The following is a 23,075-nucleotide window of genomic DNA, read 5'->3' as shown; positions in this document are numbered from 1 at the left end:
ATTACTTATATTTTAGCGGAAGAATATTGTACTATAAACTTGCCGGAATTTTTTTCTAGCTTAATTAAGAACAATTAGGAAGTGAGGCCAATTAACAATCATTTTCAACCAATCATTACGGGAATTTTTATACTACTATAAAGTGAGGCTATTCAATGAAAAAAATTTTTGTGCTCCTGCCTTCCATAATGGTTTCCGCACTTATTTTCTCTTCCGGAGCAAGTAATACGAAAGCAGAAACAACGGAGCAGCCAAACCTGCAGATGTCTGTAATCAGTGATACCCATATTAATAAAAACAAACAAACGGCAAGTGATAATTTAAAAAGGGCCCTAACTGACCTTAAAAGTGTCGCACCTGATTACGATACGATTGCTGTTGTCGGAGATATGACAGAGGGTGGTTTTCAAGAAGAATATCAAGCATTTAATGACATCCTGGAAACCTACAAAAATCCAAATGCAGAAGAAGTAATGGTAATGGGTAATCATGAATGGTTTGAGCCAACCTATGACAAAACCTCTCATATGACAGATGAACAGTTGAAAAATAGATTTATGTCCTATGAAAAAGCTCCCGGTTCCACTATCTATTTTGATAAATGGATTAAAGGATACCATTTTATCTCATTAGCAGGGGAATTATCGTATCAATCATTATTGCCTCTTGCTCAAACAGACCCGGGTGTAAATGATTCAGCCTATATTTCTGATCAACAATATCAATGGCTTGAAAAAAAACTCGGTGAAAACACAGACCCAAAAAGACCAATTTTTGTATTTTTACATCAACCCATTAAAAATACAGTCTATGGAAGCATGCGTTGGAATGCCGGATTTGATGATGTAAAAAGATTACTTCCTATCTTAAAAAAATACCCGCAAGTAATTCTTTTTTCAGGACATTCTCATTATCTATTAAATCACCCTAGAAGTGTTTATCAGGATGGCTTTACAATGGTGAATACAAGCTCTACATCCTACACTTGGTATGAGGGAGGAGCTGTTCCAACTCTTTCACAAGGGTATGTTGTGAATGTTTATAATGACAGGGTAGAGTTAAAGGCAAGAGAATTCAGTAATGGTACATGGATTCGAACAACGACGATTCCAATTCCCTTTAAGGAAACGGTTAAAGAAACAAACAACCCTTATTTCACCGGCAATTCCAATGTAAATGTAAGTGATGTTAGCTCAACATCTGCATCGTTTTCATGGAATCAAGGAAATGATGATACGGTTATTGATCGTTATGTAATTAAAAATTCGGGCCAATTCCTCCAAAATATTTATTCCCATTATTGGGACCCTTCTCAAAGGGAATCAGCTACTATTAATAACTTAGTTCCTGACACATCCTATAGCCTGGATATCTATGCGACGGATGCCTGGGACAATATAAGCCTGAAACCTATTAAAGTAAACTTTAAAACAAAGACAGGCGGGAAAGGCTGGTACCAAAACAACTCTACCTGGTACTACTTTACTAATAATGGAACAAAATATACCGGATGGCTTTTCTATAACAATAGTTGGTATTATTTTGATAAGAGCAGCGGTGCCATGCAAACCGGATGGGCTTTTGCTAATGGTAAGTGGTATTTCTTCACTAAAGATGGGCAAATGAAGACCGGATGGATTACGTATAACGGAAAGCGTTATTTCCTTGATAATAGCGGCGTTATGAAAACGGGCTGGGTTAAAACCGGAGGCAAATGGTACTTCTTTGACAACAGCGGCGCGATGAAAACAGGATGGCTTTATAACTTGAGCAAATGGTATTTCTTTGATAATAGCGGCGTTATGAAATCAGGCTGGCTGCAGCAAGGCAAATTGTGGTATTACTTCAAGCCGGATGGAACAATGGTGACAAACATGTATACGATTGACGGGAAGGTAAATTATTTCCAAGCAAATGGTGTATGGAAAAAATAATACATATAAAGAGGTTGACTCATACAACGGGTCAACCTCTTTTTCCTTTAATTAATCCAGTGCACCTTCTACGTTCTTAAACTGGTTAAAGAACATGTTATAATATCGTCCCTGTTGATCCATTAAGCTATCATGATTGCCTTTTTCAAGAATTTGTCCCTGGTCGATGACCATGATGGTGTCAGCATCACGGATGGTGTTCAAACGGTGGGCAATGATAAAGCTTGTTCGGTCCTCCATTAAGGTAAGCAGTGCTTCCTGGATATGAAGCTCGGTCCTTGTATCGATGCTGCTCGTAGCTTCATCTAAAATAAGTAAGGATGGTTTCGCTAAGATTACCCTGGCGATTGCCAGCAGCTGTCGCTGCCCCTGGCTGAGATTTCCGCCGTTTTCTGATAATTCTGTTTCATACCCGTTTGGCAGCCGTTTAATAAATGTATCGGCATTTGCCATCCCGGCTGCTTTTTCTACTTCCTCATCGGTTGCATTTGGTTTCCCGTATTTAATATTCTCTTTGATTGTTCCTGAAAACAAATAGGTATCCTGAAGGACAAAGCCAAAGCACCTTCTTAAGCTATCCCTTGTATATTCGCGGATATCACGGCCATCCAAAAGAATTCGTCCGCTCGTTACATCGTAAAATCTCGTTAGCAAATTCACAATTGTTGTTTTTCCCGCACCGGTTGGCCCGACAAGTGCGGTACTGCTGCCGACCATTGATTCAAAGCTAACATTCCTTAAGATTGGCACATCGGGCCGATAACCAAAGCTAACATTCTCAAAAACGACATGGCCTTTTGGAGATTCCAATGGAATTGCTTCCGGCAAATCGGCAGGCTCTTCTTGTTCATCCAGAATCTCAAAAACCCGCTCAGCCCCGGCCACACCGGATTGTAAAATGTTAAAAATATTCGCAAGGTCATTAAGCGGTCTGACAAACTGCCTTGAGTAGGTAATGAAGCTGGCAATCACCCCAACCGTGACCAAACTTTTTACAGCAAGTATTCCTCCGACAACTGCTACAAGGGTAAAGCCAAGATTATTGATCACATTCATGATGGGCATAAGGAACCCTGACCAAATTTGTGCTTTTAACCCAACATCACGAAGCAATGTATTCGCCACTTCAAATTCTTCAATTACTTTCCCCTCATGATTAAATGCCTTTACTACCTCTATTCCCGAAACGGTTTCCTCAATATGTCCATTCAATTTCCCTAAATGATCTTGCTGCCCTTTAAATAAAACGCTTGTTCTTTTAGCAATCGTGCGTGTCAGTAAAAAAACAAGCGGGACGGTAATGATGCTGGCTAATGTCAAGATGGGGCTTAAAATGATCATCATAATTAACGACCCAAGAATGATAATAATACCTGACATTAACTGTGTCGTTGACTGGGAGATCGTATTGCTCACATTATCAATATCATTGGTAAATCTGCTCATCATTTCCCCATGTGTACGCGTATCAAAAAAGGCAATGGGCAGCTTTTGCAATTTTTTAAAAAGATGATCCCTTAAGTTCTTTACAATCCGTTGTGATATTCCAGCCATTAACCAACCCTGTAAAAAGGTAAGAAGGGCATCTCCTAGATAGGCAGCTGTTAGAGTCATGATTGTCATTTCGAGTAATCCAAAATCAACCTTCCCTTTATGCAAACTCATTGCATCTACTGCTTTACCAATTAAGTAGGGTGCTGATAGGGTAAGTGCCGAATCGATGATAATAAACAGAAAAACAAATGTCAGCATGTTTCTTTCTTTCCCAAAATAATCCCATAATCTCCTTAATGTCCCTTTAAAGTTCTTTGGTTTTACAACCGGTCCTCTTCGAAAGGCTCCACCTCCAAAACCGGGCCTCCCCGGAGGACCCGGCATAGGCGGATTGTTTTGTGTTTGTTCTGTACTCTTCGACATCTATAGCACCTCCTTACCAATTTGTGATTGGAAGATTTCCTGGTAGACCCTACATTCGTGAATTAGTTCATCATGGGTTCCAACCCCAACGATTTCCCCCTGGTCCATTACAACTATTCTATCGGCATCGATAATAGAGGTAATCCGCTGAGCAATGAGTAAACAAGTGAGTCCTTTTGCGTATTTCTTCAAAGCTTCTTTAATTTTTGCCTCTGTAGCCACGTCGACTGCACTTGTACTATCATCTAAAATCAAAATTTCAGGTTTTTTGACTAATGCTCTTGCGATTGAGAGCCGTTGCTTTTGTCCCCCGGAAAAATTAACGCCGCCCTGACCAATTTTTGTTTTGTAACTTTCAGGTGAAGCAGAAATAAAGTCGTGAGCTCCAGCAATGGATGCCGCTGAAACAACCTCTTCTTCACTAGCATCCTCTTTTCCCCATCGAATGTTTTCTTCCACACTTCCCGTGAAAAGAACTGTTTTTTGCGGAACAATCGCAATTTTTTCCCTTAGCCTTTTTGGACTGACATGACGAATATCTTCCCCGTCCACTTTAATAGTTCCGGAGCTTACGTCATAAAAGCGGGGAATTAGCCCAACAAGCGAACTTTTTCCTGACCCGGTTGAACCGATAATTCCGACCGTTTCCCCCGGTAAGCAGGTGAGATTAATATTCTTTAATACTGGTTCACCGCTTGTTCCATCATAAGAAAAGGAGACATTTTCAAAGTCAATTCTTCCTTTTTCAGTAGATACCGAGGTGGCTTCACTTTTCCATGTTTGATTATCAACCTTCAAAAATACTTCTCCAATTCTCACAGCTGACGTTCTTGCTCTTACAAACATATTAAATACCATCGATATCATCATTAACGAGAATAATATTTGCGTCATATAGTTGGTAAATGCAATGATATGTCCAACTTGAATATGGCCTGTATTTACACCTAAGCCGCCAATCCACAGAACGACCACAATACCAAGGTTAACGGTCAGCATAATAGAGGGACTGAAAATTGACATTAGACGATTAGCTGAAATTGATTGATCTCTAAATTGATTATTCGCTTTTGTAAACTTACTAACCTCGACATCAAAACGATTAAATGCCTTTACAACCCGAACTCCGGATAAATATTCCCTCATTACACTGTTTACCCGGTCTAACGCCTTCTGAACGCGGGAGAAAAGCGGAAATCCCATTCTCATATTAAGGATGATTAACAAAGCAACAATTGGTACAACGACCGCTAATACAATTGATAGTCGTAAATTTAATCTTGATGCCATAATTAACCCGCCAATGGCCAAAAGCGGAGCCTTCACAAAAACCCGCATTAAGCCATTCACAAATACCTGCACCTGTGTCACATCATTTGTCAGCCTTGTGATTAATGAGGCTCTGTCAAACTGATCAATATTACTAAACGAAAGGGTTTGGATTTTTTTAAATAAATCGGACCTAAGCTCCGTTCCAAAATTTTGAGAAACAATACTGGCCACAACACTTCTTGTTGAAGCTGACACCGCACCGAATGCGGTAATGAGCAGCATAAGCCCGCCCATCTTTAACACATAATGGATGTCCTTCCCGGCAACGCCGATATCAATAATTTTAGACATAATTGTTGGCTGCATCAGGTCACAAAGCGCCTCGAAGGTTAGAAATAATACAGCCACGCTAAAGAGTTTCCAATACTTCCTCGCGTATTTGGATAAAAACTTCATGTATCGTTCACCCCTGCTTGTTAAAAATGATTCGGAAGTCGAAATGGAATACTCTCATTATAATTTCGCCGTTAGCGTTTAAACAAATTTTAACGTAAAAAAATAGTAAACTAGTATATAAAAAAGCAACAGCCACTAAATTTAGGCTATTGCTTCGTTCACTACCAAAGGGTAGGTTTTGTGACCATAAACCAAAGCATCAACAGTAAAAGAAGGATGTAGGCAATGGTTGTCCAAGAAAGCTTTTTTACTAACAGTTCCCTATCATGCCCAACATCGATAAACTTCTTTAAAATAGGGGAGAAGGCACGGGCCAAGAAAAAGAGCGAGCTCATCATGATGATAATGGTCATGACAATCCAAGAGGTTTTCCATGTCCACGGTCCCAGCGCGACTAAAAGAATGCCTGATACAACTAAGATATGACCTGCATGCTTCGTTAACCTGACAGCAAACCGGAAAGAATCGAGGTACACTTTTTGTACCTCGCCTTCCGCCTTACGCAGTTTTTTAGCCATCGGAATCAACGCAAAAAACGGACCAATGGACATGATGACACTCAAAATATGTAAATACACAAGAAAGCGGTAGAACATGTCCATGGTATACCTATTTAATCTTGAACAGGACGAAATTCATGCACCCAAACTCTCATTTGCGGCAGCCACGGCATTCCCGGATGAATGGAAAGAATGGACTGTTTATAGTCTTCGACCGTCTCAAAGCCCTCGCGGCGCGCATCAGCATCCGTTAACTCGCCTAGGCTTTGCGAATATACATTTTCCACTACAAACGAGCGTCCTTCAAGGGTCATAATTTCACCTGGATCGGCATATCTTCCGTTCCTGCGTGTTGCGGTTTTCTCTCCTGAAAGCACTTTTTTAACGTCTTCTTCCATTGTAACTAACCGTTCAATTGAGCACGTTTTTGGCGGTAATGTTTTATTTTCATTTTGTTGAGTCATTTGTTTCTCCTCCTTTATTCGAATTTATTTTATCACATTAACACTATTGTTACCTCGTTTAACACACACCCAGGGGAATAGGCGCTTTTAGCTTAAGAAAGATAACTTTTCACCTAAACGACCTGGCCGCCCTTATCGCGGTGTGTTGTCACATCGGTATACATGACACCGGTTACCTTGATCCCGGTCTTTAAGATTCTTCTTACATTGGAATGGGTTATTTCTTTCGGTTTATTGTGTTCCCAAAATAAACTATTTATACCTGGAAAAGGAAATGGGAACAGTAAAAGAAAAGCGAGGTAATGCTTCCCTGCAAAACCTCATTGAGACAGACAGTTACGAATGGTTAAGGCTAATCAAATGAGGAGGTCAAGCTGCCTCTTGTTACATTATAGAGTGGAAGCGGGTTATAACATGGCACGGAGCCATCATGATTGTCATCGTCATGTTCGGCGGAATTTTTACCGTTCCCGGGAAATTAATTTTACTTTATAAACTATTTTGGCATTATCCCTTCAAATCTCTCTTCTTATAAAACACATAGGTTACCATCGAAAGTGCCGTTATTAAAACGATGGAGATGACCACACAGATACGATCCAATCCGCCGCCATACATAATATTTTTTGCTTCAAAATATTTAAAAGGGGTAAAGTATTTTAAGCTGTCCATGTTCTCATTCAAATCAATAACGACCGACAGCATATACGTGAGCAATAGGATGCCGGTCGCCAGTGATGCAGCCGTTTTTGGTTTCCTTTTTACAGCAGCGAGTGCGCTACCGATTACCAAAAACAACAGCTGTAAAATGAACATTCCGACCATTAATAGGGCGATATCGCCATTTAGCGCCACACCTTTGCTGTATTTGCCTATGAGTACAATCGATGAAAGAAAGGTTACGAGATTAAAAATCACGATATTTGTGAATGCTGCCACTAATTTTGCTGTAATGATCGTGCTTCTTGATACCGGTTTTACGAATAAAAACTCAGAGGTTTTGTCCCGCTCTTCTTTGGCAATAATCGTTGCTCCGAGCATCGCAGCATGGATTGTCGCCATTAATAATAAATAAAGAAAAAGCATGGCATAATAGCCGCTAACCTTCGATAAATCCATCGCACTAATGCCGAAAACGGCACGTAACGACTTAGGCAGATCTGTCATCAGATCGTTTATCGATTGGCCCGATGATGAATACGCAGCATATTTCGCCATTCCTGATGCAACCATTAAAAAGACACCAATGCTCCAAAATAGGAGCGATTTCCGATGTGACTTTAATTCTTTTAAAAATATATTCATGACCAATCCCCTCCATTAAACAGCATGGATATCCTTTTTGACATAAACAACATAACTCGCCGCAATAACCAGAACAATGAAGCCTGCACCAACGGTTAAAAATGAAGCTTCATAGCTGGAATGGTTCAAGATAAAGGCAGTGTCATAGTATTTAAACGGCGAAAGATATCGTTTCGCTTCATCACCGGTCGTACTGCTAAACATGCCAAGAAAATAGAACGCAAAAACGGTGCCAAGTGAGACGGTCAATACTGATTTAATTTTAGGAACGATAACGGAAACGATAATTCCTACGGCAAGAAATATCAGCTGAATAAAAAACATGGTGAGTGAAAGCATGATAAATAATTTGAAGCTAAATTTTTCTGTCTTGACTTGGTTGGCCATTACGTTCGCAGCCGTTATATAAACGATATTCGTAATGACGATGGAGATTAATGCCGCCAGCAGCTTGGCTGTCAAAACAGTAGAGCGGGTAACCGGCTTTGATAATAGAAAATCGGCTGTTTTTTCACGTACTTCCTTGCTGACAATGGCGGTGCCGAGATTCATAGCCTGTATTGCGCCGCAAAGCGTAATAAAAGATAATGGGAAGCAATAAAAACCCAAAATAGTAAAGAAATTTCCCGGGTTTAATCCTAATGCATTTTTTATCGCCGCAGGATAACCTTCGAGTATTTTTTTAAATGCCTCTGAATCCTTTGCAAAGGAAGGATAAAACGACATAAAAAGAACCATTATTAAAATTAAGGATATGGACCAGATGATTGTAGATTTCCGATAAGCCCTTAATTCATGTAAAAGTATATTCATAGCTCCTTAAGCCTCCTTTTCGTAGTAATGCATAAAAATCTCCTCAAGGTCCGGCTCTTCAATCCATAGATTGGCAATTTCAATTTCAGCTATCTTTTTCATCACAGCATTAATATTTCCTCTAAATAAAAAACTGGAAACGTTATCCTTTACCTCTAAATTGTTAACACCGCTGATTTTGAAATAATCCTGGTCCAGTTTGGTCTTCGTTTCAATTTTGAACTTTTTATAGTTGTTTTCTTGTAAGGTACTAATTTTTTCAACGGTAACAATTTTACCATCTTTAATGATGGCCACACGGTTACATAATCTTTGGACCTCACTTAAAATATGGGATGAAAATAGAATCGTCGCGCCTTTTTTATTCTCTAACTCTAGCAATTCAAAGAATTTTTGCTGCATCAAGGGATCGAGCCCACTCGTAGGTTCATCTAAAATGATCAGTTTTGGTTCATGGAGCAGTCCTTGAACAATCCCAACCTTCTTTTTGTTCCCCAATGAGAGGTCATCTATCTTTTTATTAAGGTCCAACTCCATGATTTCCGCTAAATCTTTGATTCTTTTTCTGCAATCTTTTTTATAAAAACTAGCTGAGTATTTTAATAGGTCCTTTACCTTCATATTGTCATAATAAAATACCTCTGATGGTAAATAGCCAATTTCCTTTTTTATTTCCGGAGCAAACTGTATGCAGTCTTTTCCAAAAATCGTAGCGCTGCCGCTTGTAGGGTATATAAGTGAGAGCAGTGTTCTGATTGTCGTTGATTTCCCTGCACCGTTCGGACCGATGAAGCCGAAAATCTCGCCTTCTTCGACGTGAAAGCTGATATCCGTTATTCCTCTTGCCTTGCCGTAGGTCTTTGTTAGGTTCTTAATTTCAATCACATTCATCGTAACAGCCCCCTTATTTATAAAAAAGCTTGATTAAGATCTCGAAGTATTCTTCCGCTTTCAAACGAGCCTTATCATAATCGATTTGATGTGTTGGCGTTTGCTTTGCTTGGAGAAGCTCCTCTTCGCTAATTTTTTCAATAGTCCATGTGATGATCTTTAAGATTTTCTCGATGTCCATATCGTCTCTAAATTTAGAAATATCAATGCCCTCGTAAATCTTGCCAATATTGATATCATTTAGTTGCTTGATCTTTTTTTCTAAATCACCTTTCACGTCCGGTGATTCCTCGAAATAGGCTTCTTCAATAAATTTGAAAATATCGGGATATTTATTCAGCAAATCCATCTTGATCATGACAGCCTTGCGGATTCGGACAAAAAAGTCCCTTTCTGTTAAGTTCACTTTTTTGTAAAATTCATCGGCAATCATTTCGCAGCAGTGATCAAACAAAAATAAATACAGTTTCTTTTTATTGCCGAAATAATGAAACAGCAATCCCTTCGATATTTCCGCTTCTTTGACGATTTCGTTTGTCGATGCTTTCTCATATCCTTTCTGGGCAAATTCCTTTATTGCCGCATTAATTATTCGGTCTTGTTTTTCTATATCTAAGTTAAGAAATTTCGTAAACATACTGGCAGCCCCTTTCTTTATAACTGTTGACCATAGTAGTCAATGACATTGTAACTCCGTTGACTACTTCGGTCAACAGTTAGTTTTTGAAATTTTATTGTCGGTATTAGTATCGTTATTAGATATGCTAAGATGCATGTGAGGCTTATTATTTATGGAGGTGAAGGACCATTAATGTTAAAGACAGGGATCCATCATTGACTTTAGACGGTTTACTATTTGCTCAAAATCGGTTATCCGCAGGCCATCCCGCACAACTTTTGCCGGCGGCTAAACAAGCATCAGTAGAGGCTGGTATTGGCGGGGAAGAGAGAGTTGCAGAGATTTTCCGGAAGCATCCATTTCCATTTGAACACCACATTTCCCACGATTTACCTCCCTCTTTAAATGAAAAATTTTAAATTGATACCTTTTGTTTGACTCCTTGGCACGGTGTCATTTTAGAGGTAAAAAATATTGCCGGTGTCTTGGAGTTCAAGAACAATCCTCCTCAGTTAATCCGTACAATCCGAGAGTTGGACACCATTTTCCGAGAGTTAAGCTTAACCATCTTTATTCATTTTTCAAAAGGGTGTAGCAAACCTGCTAAAGTGCTATCATAAACATGTATAAACACAAAAAGGGAGTGAGTACAAGTGAAAAACGAACTCATTAAAAGATTTACCTCCTATGTTAAAGTCGACACGCAGTCTGATGATAGCAGTGAGACTTGTCCTTCTACGCCTGGGCAGTTGACGCTGGCTAAAATGCTTGTCGATGAATTGAAAGCCATCGGTATGCAAGAAGTTACTATGGATGAGAATGGGTATGTAATGGCAACCTTAGCTTCCAATACTGAAAAATCCGTACCTACGATTGGATTTTTGGCCCATGTTGATACAGCCACCGATTTTACCGGTAAAAATGTGAACCCTCAAATCGTGGAAAACTATGATGGAAACGACATTGTTTTAAATGAAGCACTAAAGGTCGTTATGACTGTAAAGGATTTTCCAAACCTGCCGCAATATAAAGGACATACCCTTATTACAACAGACGGTACGACGCTTCTAGGAGCCGACAACAAAGCTGGCATTACCGAGATCATGACGGCAATGAATTATTTGATTCAGCATCCTGAAATTAAACACGGTAAAGTCCGCGTTGCGTTCACACCGGATGAAGAGATTGGCAGGGGACCTCATAAGTTTGACGTTACGGCCTTCAATGCTACATATGCCTACACAGTGGATGGCGGTCCGCTAGGGGAATTGGAATACGAAAGCTTCAATGCGGCGGCTGCAAAAATTACCATTAAGGGGAACAATATTCATCCCGGTTCAGCAAAAAACAAAATGGTGAATTCTACGAAAATTGCAATGGAGCTCAACAGCAAACTTCCTTCAGAGGAAGCACCTGAACATACTGAAGGCTACGAAGGCTTCTACCACCTGATCTCCTTTAATGGCGATGTGGAGCAAACCAATCTTCACTATATTATCAGGGACTTTGACAAAGAAAAATTTAATCAGCGAAAAAAGACAATTGAAAACGTCGTCAATGAACTGCAAGCAAAATACGGAAAAGACAATATTCTTCTTGAATTAAAGGATCAATATTACAATATGAGAGAGAAAATTGAGCCTGTTAAGGAAATTGTCGACATTGCCTACGAGGCGATGAAAAACTTGGATATCGAACCGGATATTAAACCGATCCGCGGAGGCACTGACGGTTCCCAGCTATCCTATATGGGGCTGCCTACGCCAAATATTTTTACAGGCGGCGAAAACTACCACGGGAAGTTCGAGTTTATTTCCGTTGATAATATGATCAAAGCGACAAACGTTGTCGTTGAAATTGCCCAGCTTTTTGAACAAAAGGCGTAAAGAGAAAAAGCTAACCCATTCCGGGTTAGCTTTTTCAATTATTGTCATCGGTAATATAGTGAATTCACACACTGCTTTAAGCTAGAAACCGTCTCTTTAAGCTGGTTTTCCAGCTGCTCTTTAGACCACTTTCCATCGTTACTCTTTAAATCCTTTAAAATAAGCATAATCATCCAGATGGAGAACACAGCTGAGAATAGATGATATTCTTGGATAAATTCCTCTCCATTTACCGTGTGATTTATCTGACCAAGATAGATTTTTAAGATTTGCTCTCTAAACTCACTGGTAATTTGCTTAGGAAAAATTGGATGGGACATATCAATGACATGGTATAAATCCCAATAGGGCATATTTAAGTGGGTGTGCTCCCAGTCCAAAACAACCGTCCGGTTGTTCGCGACAGCATAATTTCCCAAATGTAAATCCCCATGAGATAAAACCATTTTCTTTGAGAATTCACTTTGTTCAAGACGGGTAAAAAGATAAAGAATTATATTTTCTTCAATACCCAGTAATGGCAATAATTTAATAAAATTATCTTTCTTTAGGATTACTTCTGATACGATATCTTGGAAATGTGGTTTTGGGCCTTTTAAGGGGACAATCTCCCATTTTTCGGTTGGAAGGGAATGCCACCAGGCGATTAGCTTCGTCACGCCGAATACTGTTTCCTCATTAAACACATGTGTCAGCTGGCCAAGGTCCTCAAAAATCACCCAATTTTGTTCGAGATCCTGATGATTTGCTGAATAGGAGACCATTTTAGGATAAATATTTGGAAAGGAAGAAAGGATATGTTCATTAACCCACACTTCTTTTCCTAACTGATCATTATTGGTTAAAGGCTTGAACACATAGCTTTTAGTTGGTGACAAAAAAAATCTTTCCACATATTTTCCATTCATCCCTTTGTAGAGGATCTCCTTTTTAAGGATTTTTTCATCATTTAATGTCCCATTTTCACGGACAATATTTTTTGGCAACTCCATAATTTCACCAACTAATTAGATTTTAAAAACCACCCAAACGGCATGAAAATTATAACAAATATATTCAAAAAATTCACAAATATTGCTTCTTCTTCAATATAAAGCATAAGGAAAAGGCTGACATCTATCTGTTGTCAGCCTCTTTCCTTTTTTACTTATTCATGCTCGCAAGGAAATCACCAAGGAGGTCATCCAGGTCATTTTCTATCTCACTATCTTCCTTTTCTTCGATAGATAAAGGATCTCTGTCTGCATTCTCCCAATCAAAGGTACTTAAGTCATCATCCATTTCATCCAGATCAGAAGCTGCAGCAGTTTCCTCAATTGAAACTAACCGGTCCTGACTTTCATCATTCAGGTCTTTCGGAACCATTTCTTCTTGCAGGTACAATGCCTGATTGATATCCAAAGAATTACTATTCATTGAAGCCAGTAATGAGGTAGCCCGAATTGGGTCAGAAAGCAGCTGATAAATAATACTTCCCAGCAATGCTTCTGAGTGCTCATGCTTTAACCAATCCCGTTGCGCTTTACTTAATTTATGGGGGAGGGGAATTGTGATCGTTTCCCGTTCCCTCGCATAGGAATTACCGACGCCTTGCATCACAAAATCAGCAATTTTACTCGAAAAATTCCTTCGCTCTGTATCCTTTAATTTTTGTAAATGCTTTAAGAGATGGTCAGGTGTATCAGAAGGGATGCGAAAGGATATCGCCTGGCCTCTTTTAACCTCATTTGAGGCGGATTTTTTCATAGAATCACCTTATATTATTTCTTTACAGGCTCTTGGACCACTTGGGCCACTTTGGGTTTCTCCATTTTTCTTACAAAGTCGGTGATTAGCTTATAATAAGCATTTGCCATCATCCAAATACTCTCTTTTTCATCTTCAAAGAATTCAATATTATATCCGTCTAAATTATTATTTAGTGTTTTAATATATTCCTTTAATACATTGGCTCCGCCGCCGACAAAATAGCAGATTTCTGTTTGCGAGTTTTTTAACCATACATTTCGTAATAACCGATATTGTTTCTTCGCTAAATCAAGGAGGATACGGTCGGTAATATCATGAACACTTGTCCTGCTTCCTTTGACCATAATATGATTGCGATCATTTTTTCTGGTGATAATTTCAACAACATCCCTGCGGCTATCCAACTCGACGCCATGTTTTTTTCTAATTTCTTCTCTAATTGCTTCTAATGATTCTGATACACCAAGATTAAATCCTTGTGCCTTATCGTCATCGACATTTCGATTTTTAATGACTGCGATATCTGTTGATAGGCCGCCGATATCTTGGATTAAAATCCTTTTATCTATTAAATCCTTATTAATAATTTTTAAATTATTATCCATCACAAGGTTAATGTAGGCAGCAAAGCCTTCCGGATATACCTTTACTTCATCAAACTTTATATTTACTTTTAATCCTTGGTATTTTGGTGTGACAAGAAATTCTACTTGGTGAACAGAGCCAATTAATCTTGAGCGATATCCTGCATCCTTACCTTCCTTCACTTCGCGAAGAGGGAGACCTGTGCCCAGCGTATAGTTTGCATCAATCACATTTTTCGTTTTCGGGAAAATTTGTGCGTTTTCCGCCCTTACTGCATCCAATGCCAATGTAGTAAAGAGCATAACTAATGTTTGGTCTTCTTCTGATTTACTGCTGCCCGGGTCAAGTTCTGTAGCATTGTCAGTTTTGGTTGCCAAATTACCTACACGATAAATAACATTATTCTCTTTTAATGCAGGGGAGTGGACTTTAATATGAATTCCATCTAATGGATTTTTATCATCTAATTCTTCTATTCCAATCACCGGTCGATCTTCCGTATCTCGTGCCACAATATTAGGGATATTTAATTCGTAGTCTATTTCCCCGAAAATAGCTTTAATTGAGTCATTTCCTACATCAACCGCTGCAATTCTGGATTTAGTCATAAAAATCATTCCTTTTCTTTTTAATAGATTTATTTTTTAAATGAATATGTATCTAGGTGCCATATCTTAAGGGTATAGAAGATTACCGGATTCTTCAATACACTATACGAAAAGAAATAAATTTGTAAACCTGTAAACAACTTGTAAACTCGTTCTCTTTTTGTAAACAATGATGACAATCCTGTAAACACGCTATCTTATAAGGAAGTAAACAGATTCGCAAACATGTAAACGTATCTGTAAACATGTAAACTCCTTTGTAAACATTTTGATTACATTAAGTAAACATGTATACGTTTTTGTAAACAATTAAAGTGAGGTTTTTACACAACTAATAATTAGTATAACTCAACCCACTAGGGGATTCTTGTTTTTATTTAATTCATTTTTTTCAATGATTCTGCCAATGAATTTAGAATGGGGAACTGTTCGACAATTATATCGCTTTTCCTTCAGGATCTTTAAAGATATTATGTTCATGGGCTGTATTAATGCCGCATTCCGGCTATTCCCCTGCACTCTTGGTCTCTTGTTGTTTCGGATCCAAGTCCGGTATGTATTTACCTTAATGTTTCTATGTTATAGAAGATTGATAGATTCTTTATTGAGGTTTATTAAAAAGAAATAAAATTGTATACAACTTTGTAAACAATACTAACAAACTTGTACACATACCGTCATAAAGGGAAGTAAACGAGTTTGTATACATGTAAACGTCTTTGTATACAGAACGTTTACATTAAGTAAACATGTATACATTTTTGTAAACAATAAAAAAACAATGAGCATTAGAGACGTTTCAAAAGCCTGGCATAAAACAACTAAAGCTTTTACCCCTCCCTGGAAACGATTCCTGTATATATGAAGATAACCCGAAAGATTTCCTGCCCATACTCACGGCGACTTCTTATAGCAAATTTTAGTTGAGATATAACCATACCCATTGAGAGTAATTGAGCCAAAATGAACTGATGAATTTTGGAAGGACAACTATTTGGATAGAATTGCTTGTTCCTTTTTTTTTATATATTATTAAAGCTAGAGTTTGAACAAAACAACCATTACTTGGCCCAGTTATAATCTTAAAGTGATTGTTGTGTGTTCTTATCAATAATTCTCCACTTAAGGGTGTGGTTAACATGCGAATTAATAAATTTATTAGTGAATCTGGAAAAACATCCAGGCGCGGAGCAGATAAATTAATCAGTGAAGGAAGAGTCACGATAAATGGGAAGATTGCAAAAATAGGCAGTCAAGTTGAGCCGGGAGATGATGTTCGGGTTAGTGGAAATCCTATCCGAATGGCAAGAAATTACGTCTATATCGCTTTAAATAAACCCGTAGGCATTACCAGCACGACAGAGAAAAATGTTAAAGGAAATATTATTGATTTAGTCAACCATCCATTAAGAATATTTAACATTGGGCGACTTGATAAAGATTCAGATGGCTTAATACTTCTTACGAACGATGGAGATATTGTCAACGAAATTTTACGTGCCGAAAATAAGCATGAAAAAGAATATATTGTGACAGTAGACAAGCCGATTACTCCTGAGTTTTTAAAAAGAATGGCAAACGGTGTCGAAATTTTAAATACAAAAACATTGCCCTGTGAAGTTACTCAACTATCCAAATATGTTTTTCAAATCATTTTAACACAAGGTTTAAATCGGCAAATTCGCCGCATGTGTGAAGCCCTTGGATACGATGTTCTTAGATTGCAGCGAACGCGAATCATGAATATTCATTTAGGGAACCTTCCCCTTGGACAATGGCGCGATTTATCAAAAAAAGAACGAAATCAATTATTTAAAGATCTTAACTATGAGCCAAAGGAATGGTAAAAACAGTGGATGTGCCGAAACAGGTTAGTATTCGGTTTATCCTCTTTTTATTTCATCTATTATTGCAGATAGGACCGCTACATCTTTATTACGTATATCGGGAAGCCGGCGGAATATGTATTTTTCTGAATTCAGGTTTATTAATAAGCAATATATTGACTGGTTAATTTATCAAATTCCCCAATCCCTCTCATTAACTACAATCGTATTATTCTATTACTATATATTTCTATTAATTCGAAATACTCCCCAACCGGTGATTTTTTCACTTTTTAAAATGGGGTAATCGATTATGATATAATTATAGTCTATGCACTTTGACTACTAGTTTCTAATCATATAAACTGTCCATTTTGATTTATGGGAGTGATTCCTTTGAAATATAAAACAATTGACCTGTTTGCCGGGATAGGCGGCATTAGAAGAGGTTTTGAAATGACAGGTCGTTTTGAAAATGTTTTATCTGCTGAATTAGATAAATATGCTTGCGAGACATACAAACATCTTTATAATGAAGACCCATTTAATGATGTTACAAGTGAAGAGTTTAAAGCGAAAGTGGAGAATTCCTCTTACGAGATTTTATTAGGTGGTTTTCCATGCCAAGCCTTTTCAATTGCCGGGAAAAAAGAAGGATTTATTGATAAAACACGAGGTACCTTGTTTTTCGATGTTGCAGATATTTTGAATCGAACAAGGCCAAAAGCATTTCTTCTTGAAAACGTTGAAGGTCTTCTTAGACATAAAAGCGGCCAAACGATTACAATAATACTCGAAACACTTGTTAAAGAGCTTAATTATCATGTAATTGGTGTTGAGCAACATCCATTAACAGGTGAAATTATGTTTAATCCTACTAATTTCTTATTAAATTCAAGAAATTTCGGGTTACCGCAAAACAGACCAAGAGTATATTTCATGGGGTTTGACCGGAATTATTTTGGAGATTTTTTAAAGGAGCTTCCGATAAAGAATTTACCAAAAAGCAGGAAAAAGGAGCCTATTTATAAGGATTTGAATGATCTTTTAGATTTTGGTAATGAAGCGGATTTTTATCTTGCCAAGGGTTATCTTACCACTTTAAGGAAACATAAAGACAGACATAAAGGCAAAGGAAATGGATTTGGATATATCGTTGTAAATGACAATAGTATTGTAAATCCTGTATCCAATGCTTTACTTGCAACCGGGGGTTCCGGTAAAGAAAGAAACCTTGTATACGATCCACAGGAGCATATTGGCGGTATGACGGTAAAAGGTAAACAAACTCCGCTTAATAATGAGGGCATCAGATTAATGACTCCCAGAGAGTGGGGGAAATTACAAGGTTTTATCAATTACGCATTCATTGAAGATGGTGTTGATGCTTTTTCTTTCCCTGAAAAGATGAGTCGAATCCAACAATACAAACAGTTTGGTAATTCAGTTACAATCCCTGTTATTGAAGAGCTTGCGCATACAATGGTTACCTGTCTGGATTACCTTGAATACGAATTAGCTCAAAAAACTCATAAAAATAAAACGGTTCAATTAAACCATATCTAACGAAAGGCCCGATTTATTCGGGCCTTTTCATTATTTGCTATACTGTTTTGTTGCCAATATACGTAATTAGCAATAAATCAATACCTCACTAAATTATTAAAAGGCAGATCTAGTACCTAGATATCTGGTTTTCCAATAAGTGGCTGTCATATCGGAGATGGTTACGCCTGATGACGCAGCACTAATAAATTTGTTGTTCCCCAGGTAGATTCCAACATGTGATGGTCCTTTTTTGTATGTTTCAAAAAAGACAAGATCACCTATACTTGGTGAATTGACTGGTGTTGTTGCATCCCATTGCTCCGCAGTTGTTCGGGGTAACGAAATCCCTACATTATTAAATACATATTTTGTAAAACCACTGCAATCAAATCCCGCTGGAGTATTCCCTCCCCAGCTATATGGTGTACCAATGTATTTCTTGGCATCATCGATAATTGCCTGAACTTTTGAAGTGGAAGTTGCCGCTGGTTTTTCAACTGTTGTTGAATTGGTTGTCACCGCCCGTTTTTCAGTTACTGTTGAATTGGACGTTACCGCCGGTTTTTCTGCCACTGTTGTATTGGACGTCACCGCCGGTTTTTCAGTTACTGTTGTATTGGACGTTACCGCCGGTTTTTCTGCCACTGTTGTATTGGACGTCACCGCCGGTTTTTCAGTTACTGTTGTATTGGACGTTACCGCCGGTTTTTCTGCCACTGTTGTATTGGATGTTGCCACCTGTTTTTGGGTCACTGTTGAATTGGTTGTTGCCACCTGTTTTTGGGCCGCTGTTGAATTGGTTGTAGCTACCGGTTTTTGGATAGCTGTTGAATTAGACGTTCCCACTGACTTTTCGACAGCCTTTGAATAGGACTTTGCGATCGTTTGTTTGCCAATATGTGTGGATGCGGCAGAGACTTTAGTAATAGCCGGATTTGTCCGAGCACTTCTCACATTTAGAGTTTGTCCAACATAAATTGTGTCCGTTGCTAAATGGTTCATTGCTTTAAGCTGTGAAACGGATAGATTAAAACGAGCCCCTATCACAGAAAGGGTATCGCCGCTTCGAACAACATAATTTGGATTGTTTGTAATAGTTGAAGCCGGGGTACTTGAATTCGATTCCGGTACTTTCAATTGCTGTCCGATAAGAATTAAATCGGATGTTAATCCATTCAGGCTTTTAAGTTCCCTTACTGTAGTACCATATGTTCTTGCAATTGCCCAAAGACTATCACCTGATTTTACCGTGTAGGTAAGTGATAGCTTTTGATTTACATAGATTTTATCGCCGGAAAGATGATTCCAATCTTTTAAGTTATTAATAGAAACATCATTTAAATTAGAGATTTTCGAAAGACTGTCTCCCGGACGAACCGTATATGTAGTTTCCTGTGCGCTTGCAGAGGCTCCAAAAGCTGTAAATATAAGCCCTGCCGTTGCAGCTGCTGTTACTAGATTTTTTTTCAATTGTAGCACTTCCTTAAATTTCATTTATGTATTATTTAGACATAATGAAATTTAACATCAAAAACTTCCATAGGAAATGGTTATTTAGTAGGTTTTTTCTATCGAAGTTGTGTAAAAACGCTCTACGTAACAAACAATAGAAGTAGTGCCAAATGTTATTATATAAGGTGTTTGAGCATTATTTTCCAATTTATTCACCCCAGTACGTAACATTTTTGTAAACTATTTTTAATATTTAAAACTATTTTTTCCAGATTACGATTATACCGGGATAATAGTACCGTATACTTTTTACATCCTGAAAAGAGACCGCTCAGAAAATACCGAGCGGCCTCAAAATGATTACATTTATAATCTAAAACGATTCCTATTTAGGTTTAAATAATACGGGCTGTAACGATGCCTTCGATTTGGTTGATTTTCTCTTCCAAACCGGGAATAATATCGCCGTTTACTTTATTGTCAATATCAATCATCGTGTACGCGTATCCTCCACGGCTTCTGTTAACCATATCAGCGATGTTGAGGTTATAGCTTGATATAGCCAATGTAAGCTGCCCAACCATGTTTGGAACGTTTTGGTGGAATACTGCCACACGGCGCTTTCCGGTATAAGGAAGGGACGCATTTGGGAAATTCACTGAGTTATTGATGTTTCCTGTTTCCAGAAATTCCTTTACCTGGAGTGCCGCCATAAAAGCACAATTTTCCTCTGATTCTTGCGTTGAGGCACCAAGATGCGGGATTGGAACAGCATTTTTCATTTTCAACACATTTTCATTCGGGAAGTCTGTAATATACATACCAACTTTTCCGTCTTCCAGTGCAACTGCCATATCAATTTCATTCACAAGCTCACCGCGTGAGAAATTCAAAATATAAACATCCGGCTTCATGATGCTAAAGGTTTCTTGGTTAAACAATCCTTTTGTGTCATCGGTTAACGGAACGTGTACAGTAATATAATCAGAGTTAGCAAACAGCTCCTCAATCGTCATCGCGCGCTGGACCTTACGGGACAATTTCCATGCTGTATCGACAGAGATGAACGGGTCAAACCCGATCACATCCATGTCTAAATCGAGCGCATCATTGGCTACAAGCCGCCCAATCGCGCCTAAACCGATTACACCGAGAGTTTTTCCCTTAATTTCTTTTCCAACAAATTGCTTCTTTCCTGCTTCTACAAGCTTTGGCACTTGATCGCCTTCACCTGCTAATGTCTTTGTCCAGGCCACACCGGCAAAAAGGTTACGGGATGAAGCCATTAATGTGGTTAAAACCATTTCTTTTACAGCGTTAGCATTAGCACCCGGGGTATTAAAAACAACGATTCCTTGCTCTGTGCATTTGTCGACCGGAATATTATTGACACCGGCACCGGCCCGTGCGATTGCTTTTAAATTATTGCCGAATTCGATTGAATGCATGTTAAAGCTGCGAACAACAATGGCATCAGGATTTTCACTGTCATTGTCGATTGTAAAATGATCGTTATTGAATACTTTTAGCCCGCTTTCTGCAATATTATTCAAGGTTTTGATTGTTTTCACTTTGCCTAAAGTTAATGTGGTCATTTTGTTTTCCCCTCTTTTTTTTATTTATGATAGTTTTCAAATTCCAAAAATTAATTCAGTAATTAAAATTGCAAATTTTATGAAAATATAATTTTTAAAAAGAGTATAGACCTCTCGTTTTATCAATCCCCTCCTAATATACAGAAAGAGGTAAGGGATTAAATCCCTTACCTCTGCCCAGGCGAACGGCTTCGACACTATGTGCTCCCTCGCGGTTATCCGCGTTTCGCCAGTTACACATAGTCTTTTCGTTTGTTTTATATTATCAAATTCTCCACTAATCTTCAACCTTGAACTTGTTTCCATTTTGTGAATAATCTCATTTCAGTTCTTATCTGCATTTTTTATAGAATTCGCCATTCCCTTTTTTCCATCCTTATAAAGCTGTCAGCATCCTTACTAATAAGGCTATACGTTCAGGGATATCTTTTAGCATGATATGCTCATGAGGGGCATGGGCACCATCTCCGACCGGCCCAAGTCCATCAAGAACCGGCACCCCTGCGGCTGCCGCAAAATTCCCATCACTCGTCCCGCCGGCATTCATTTCAGTCAGTTCAAATCCTTCTTCTGCTGCCTGTTTATAGGCAAGCAGGTAAAGCTGTTCGGTTTGCTCTGTTCGTTCCATTGGCGGTGTAACAAATTCCCAGTGAACCGAGACTTTCGCTTCAGGATGAACAGGAGTTAACGCAACAGTTTGGCGTTGTACAATAGACATGGCAGATTTTTTTGCCACACGAACATCTACGATGGCTTCTGCAAATTCAGGTACTACATTCGATGCCGAACCGCCGTTGATCATCCCTACTGAAAGAGTGGTGCCTTCTTCATAATTTGTCCAGGATTGAATTTCAAGGATATGATGAGCCAATTCCGCAATGGCATTCACGCCTTTAGCATGGTCATTGCCTGCATGTGCAGCCCTGCCATGTACCATCACCTTGAACTCCCCGCCGCCTTTTCTGCTCGTTTTCAATGAACCGGATCCATATGATGGTTCAAGCACGAGAACAGAGCTGCTCTTGGAGGCTTCTTCTTGTATATACTTTCTGGAGGAAGGGCTTCCCATCTCTTCATCTGTATTCCATAGAAAAACAAGACGTTTATTTAAAGGAAGTTTATGTTCTCTAATAGCCTCCAGGGCAAAATAAGCAAAAACAATGCCGCTTTTCATGTCATAGATGCCAGGTCCATAAGCCCTTCCCTCTTCTACTCTCCAAGGCTCCTGTTCAAGGGTGCCAATGTCCTTTACTGTATCGAAATGGCCTAATATAAGAATTTGTTCCTCTCCTTCTCCATACTCCAGCCGTAGCTGGTCCCCAAATTCTTCTTGTTTAATCCTTGTAAGACGGCAGCCGAGCTTTAGAAATTGTTGTTGAATATAAGAACCCAGTTTGTCTACTGCATTCTTATTGGAGCTCGGGCTTTCCATTTCTACATAGTTTTTTAATTCTAACAGAATATCATCAATTTTATTCTGAAAAAAATGATTCCAGCTTTGCATATACATAACTCCTCTCTTGTTTTCCACTTTTGAGTATGTTTGTTATCCTTTAATGCTTTAATAAATAGATGCTAAGAGTAACTAAACAGGCTTTCAATATTCAGTGAATATTCCGTAAATTGAATAATCACCTATTATTCTCGTATAATTA

Annotated in this window: 19 protein-coding genes and 1 riboswitch; of the genes, 5 read left to right on the top strand and 14 right to left on the bottom strand. The window is 38.5% G+C overall.

Translation table 11 applies throughout. The features are described from left to right. Positions 1–155: 155 nt before the first annotated feature. A complete protein-coding gene (locus AC3ANV_RS00310) occupies positions 156–1,934 on the top strand; it encodes a metallophosphoesterase (protein WP_488311719.1) in 1,779 nt (592 codons plus the stop codon). Between the two features lie 51 nt (positions 1,935–1,985). Here AC3ANV_RS00310 and AC3ANV_RS00305 read toward each other — a convergent pair whose 3' ends face one another. The 8 genes from AC3ANV_RS00305 to AC3ANV_RS00270 form a co-directional block, all read right to left on the bottom strand. After that, positions 1,986–3,851, bottom strand: coding sequence for an ABC transporter ATP-binding protein (locus AC3ANV_RS00305; RefSeq protein ID WP_488311718.1), 1,866 nt, complete (start codon positions 3,849–3,851; stop codon positions 1,986–1,988). Further along, positions 3,852–5,579: an ABC transporter ATP-binding protein gene (locus tag AC3ANV_RS00300; protein ID WP_488311717.1), complete on the bottom strand. Its 1,728-nt coding sequence runs from the start codon at positions 5,577–5,579 to the stop codon at positions 3,852–3,854. A gap of 161 nt (positions 5,580–5,740) precedes the next feature. Further along, positions 5,741–6,175: a DUF2269 family protein gene (locus tag AC3ANV_RS00295; protein WP_488311716.1), complete on the bottom strand. Its 435-nt coding sequence runs from the start codon at positions 6,173–6,175 to the stop codon at positions 5,741–5,743. A gap of 17 nt (positions 6,176–6,192) precedes the next feature. Further along, complete coding sequence (locus AC3ANV_RS00290) at positions 6,193–6,543, bottom strand: ASCH domain-containing protein (RefSeq protein ID WP_488311715.1); 351 nt, start codon at positions 6,541–6,543, stop codon at positions 6,193–6,195. Positions 6,544–7,050: 507 nt separating this feature from the next. Continuing rightward, positions 7,051–7,848, bottom strand: a complete 798-nt coding sequence (locus tag AC3ANV_RS00285; RefSeq protein ID WP_488311714.1) for an ABC transporter permease subunit — start codon at positions 7,846–7,848, stop codon at positions 7,051–7,053. A 15-nt stretch (positions 7,849–7,863) separates the two neighbouring features. Then, on the bottom strand, positions 7,864–8,661 hold the full coding sequence (locus AC3ANV_RS00280; RefSeq protein ID WP_488311713.1) for an ABC transporter permease subunit: 798 nt from the start codon (positions 8,659–8,661) through the stop codon (positions 7,864–7,866). Positions 8,662–8,667: 6 nt separating this feature from the next. Beyond that, positions 8,668–9,552, bottom strand: a complete 885-nt coding sequence (locus AC3ANV_RS00275; RefSeq protein WP_488311712.1) for an ABC transporter ATP-binding protein — start codon at positions 9,550–9,552, stop codon at positions 8,668–8,670. A gap of 13 nt (positions 9,553–9,565) precedes the next feature. Further along, complete coding sequence (locus AC3ANV_RS00270) at positions 9,566–10,189, bottom strand: TetR/AcrR family transcriptional regulator (protein ID WP_488311711.1); 624 nt, start codon at positions 10,187–10,189, stop codon at positions 9,566–9,568. Positions 10,190–10,386: 197 nt separating this feature from the next. Here AC3ANV_RS00270 and AC3ANV_RS00265 point away from each other — a divergent pair, with 197 nt between their 5' ends. Next, on the top strand, positions 10,387–10,590 hold the full coding sequence (locus AC3ANV_RS00265; protein WP_488311710.1) for a hypothetical protein: 204 nt from the start codon (positions 10,387–10,389) through the stop codon (positions 10,588–10,590). Positions 10,591–10,824: 234 nt separating this feature from the next. After that, the gene (gene pepT, locus AC3ANV_RS00260) at positions 10,825–12,057 is read left to right on the top strand and encodes a peptidase T (RefSeq protein WP_488311709.1); all 1,233 of its coding nucleotides are present in this window, start codon (positions 10,825–10,827) and stop codon (positions 12,055–12,057) included. Positions 12,058–12,101: 44 nt separating this feature from the next. On the opposite strand, the gene AC3ANV_RS00255 is transcribed toward pepT, so the two are convergent. The 3 genes from AC3ANV_RS00255 to AC3ANV_RS00245 form a co-directional block, all read right to left on the bottom strand. Further along, positions 12,102–13,049 (bottom strand): phosphotransferase, encoded by a 948-nt coding sequence (locus tag AC3ANV_RS00255; protein ID WP_488311708.1) that lies wholly within the window; start codon positions 13,047–13,049, stop codon positions 12,102–12,104. Between the two features lie 151 nt (positions 13,050–13,200). Continuing rightward, positions 13,201–13,803, bottom strand: a complete 603-nt coding sequence (locus AC3ANV_RS00250; protein ID WP_488311707.1) for a hypothetical protein — start codon at positions 13,801–13,803, stop codon at positions 13,201–13,203. A 14-nt stretch (positions 13,804–13,817) separates the two neighbouring features. Continuing rightward, a complete protein-coding gene (locus AC3ANV_RS00245; RefSeq protein WP_488311706.1) occupies positions 13,818–14,999 on the bottom strand; it encodes an Alp7A family actin-like protein in 1,182 nt (393 codons plus the stop codon). A 1,130-nt stretch (positions 15,000–16,129) separates the two neighbouring features. Here AC3ANV_RS00245 and rluF point away from each other — a divergent pair. Continuing rightward, on the top strand, positions 16,130–16,846 hold the full coding sequence (gene rluF / locus AC3ANV_RS00240; protein WP_488311705.1) for a 23S rRNA pseudouridine(2604) synthase RluF: 717 nt from the start codon (positions 16,130–16,132) through the stop codon (positions 16,844–16,846). Between the two features lie 375 nt (positions 16,847–17,221). Continuing rightward, positions 17,222–18,391 (top strand): DNA cytosine methyltransferase, encoded by a 1,170-nt coding sequence (locus AC3ANV_RS00235; RefSeq protein WP_488311704.1) that lies wholly within the window; start codon positions 17,222–17,224, stop codon positions 18,389–18,391. Positions 18,392–18,487: 96 nt separating this feature from the next. Here the strand turns inward: AC3ANV_RS00235 and AC3ANV_RS00230 are convergent, their stop codons facing one another. From AC3ANV_RS00230 to AC3ANV_RS00220, 3 genes are all read right to left on the bottom strand, one after another. Next, positions 18,488–19,843, bottom strand: a complete 1,356-nt coding sequence (locus tag AC3ANV_RS00230; RefSeq protein ID WP_488311703.1) for a C40 family peptidase — start codon at positions 19,841–19,843, stop codon at positions 18,488–18,490. Between the two features lie 377 nt (positions 19,844–20,220). Next, a complete protein-coding gene (locus AC3ANV_RS00225) occupies positions 20,221–21,420 on the bottom strand; it encodes a phosphoglycerate dehydrogenase (RefSeq protein WP_488311702.1) in 1,200 nt (399 codons plus the stop codon). A 168-nt stretch (positions 21,421–21,588) separates the two neighbouring features. Beyond that, positions 21,589–21,667, bottom strand: a riboswitch (ZMP/ZTP riboswitch). 129 nt (positions 21,668–21,796) lie between these two features. Then, positions 21,797–22,924 carry a M20 family metallopeptidase gene (locus AC3ANV_RS00220; protein WP_488311701.1) on the bottom strand — a complete coding sequence of 376 codons (1,128 nt, stop codon included), beginning with the start codon at positions 22,922–22,924 and terminating at the stop codon, positions 21,797–21,799. Positions 22,925–23,075 lie beyond the last annotated feature (151 nt).

This window comes from Neobacillus sp. DFD-2R, from assembly GCF_057747865.1.
This window is presented reverse-complemented; position numbering and strand designations above follow the sequence as displayed.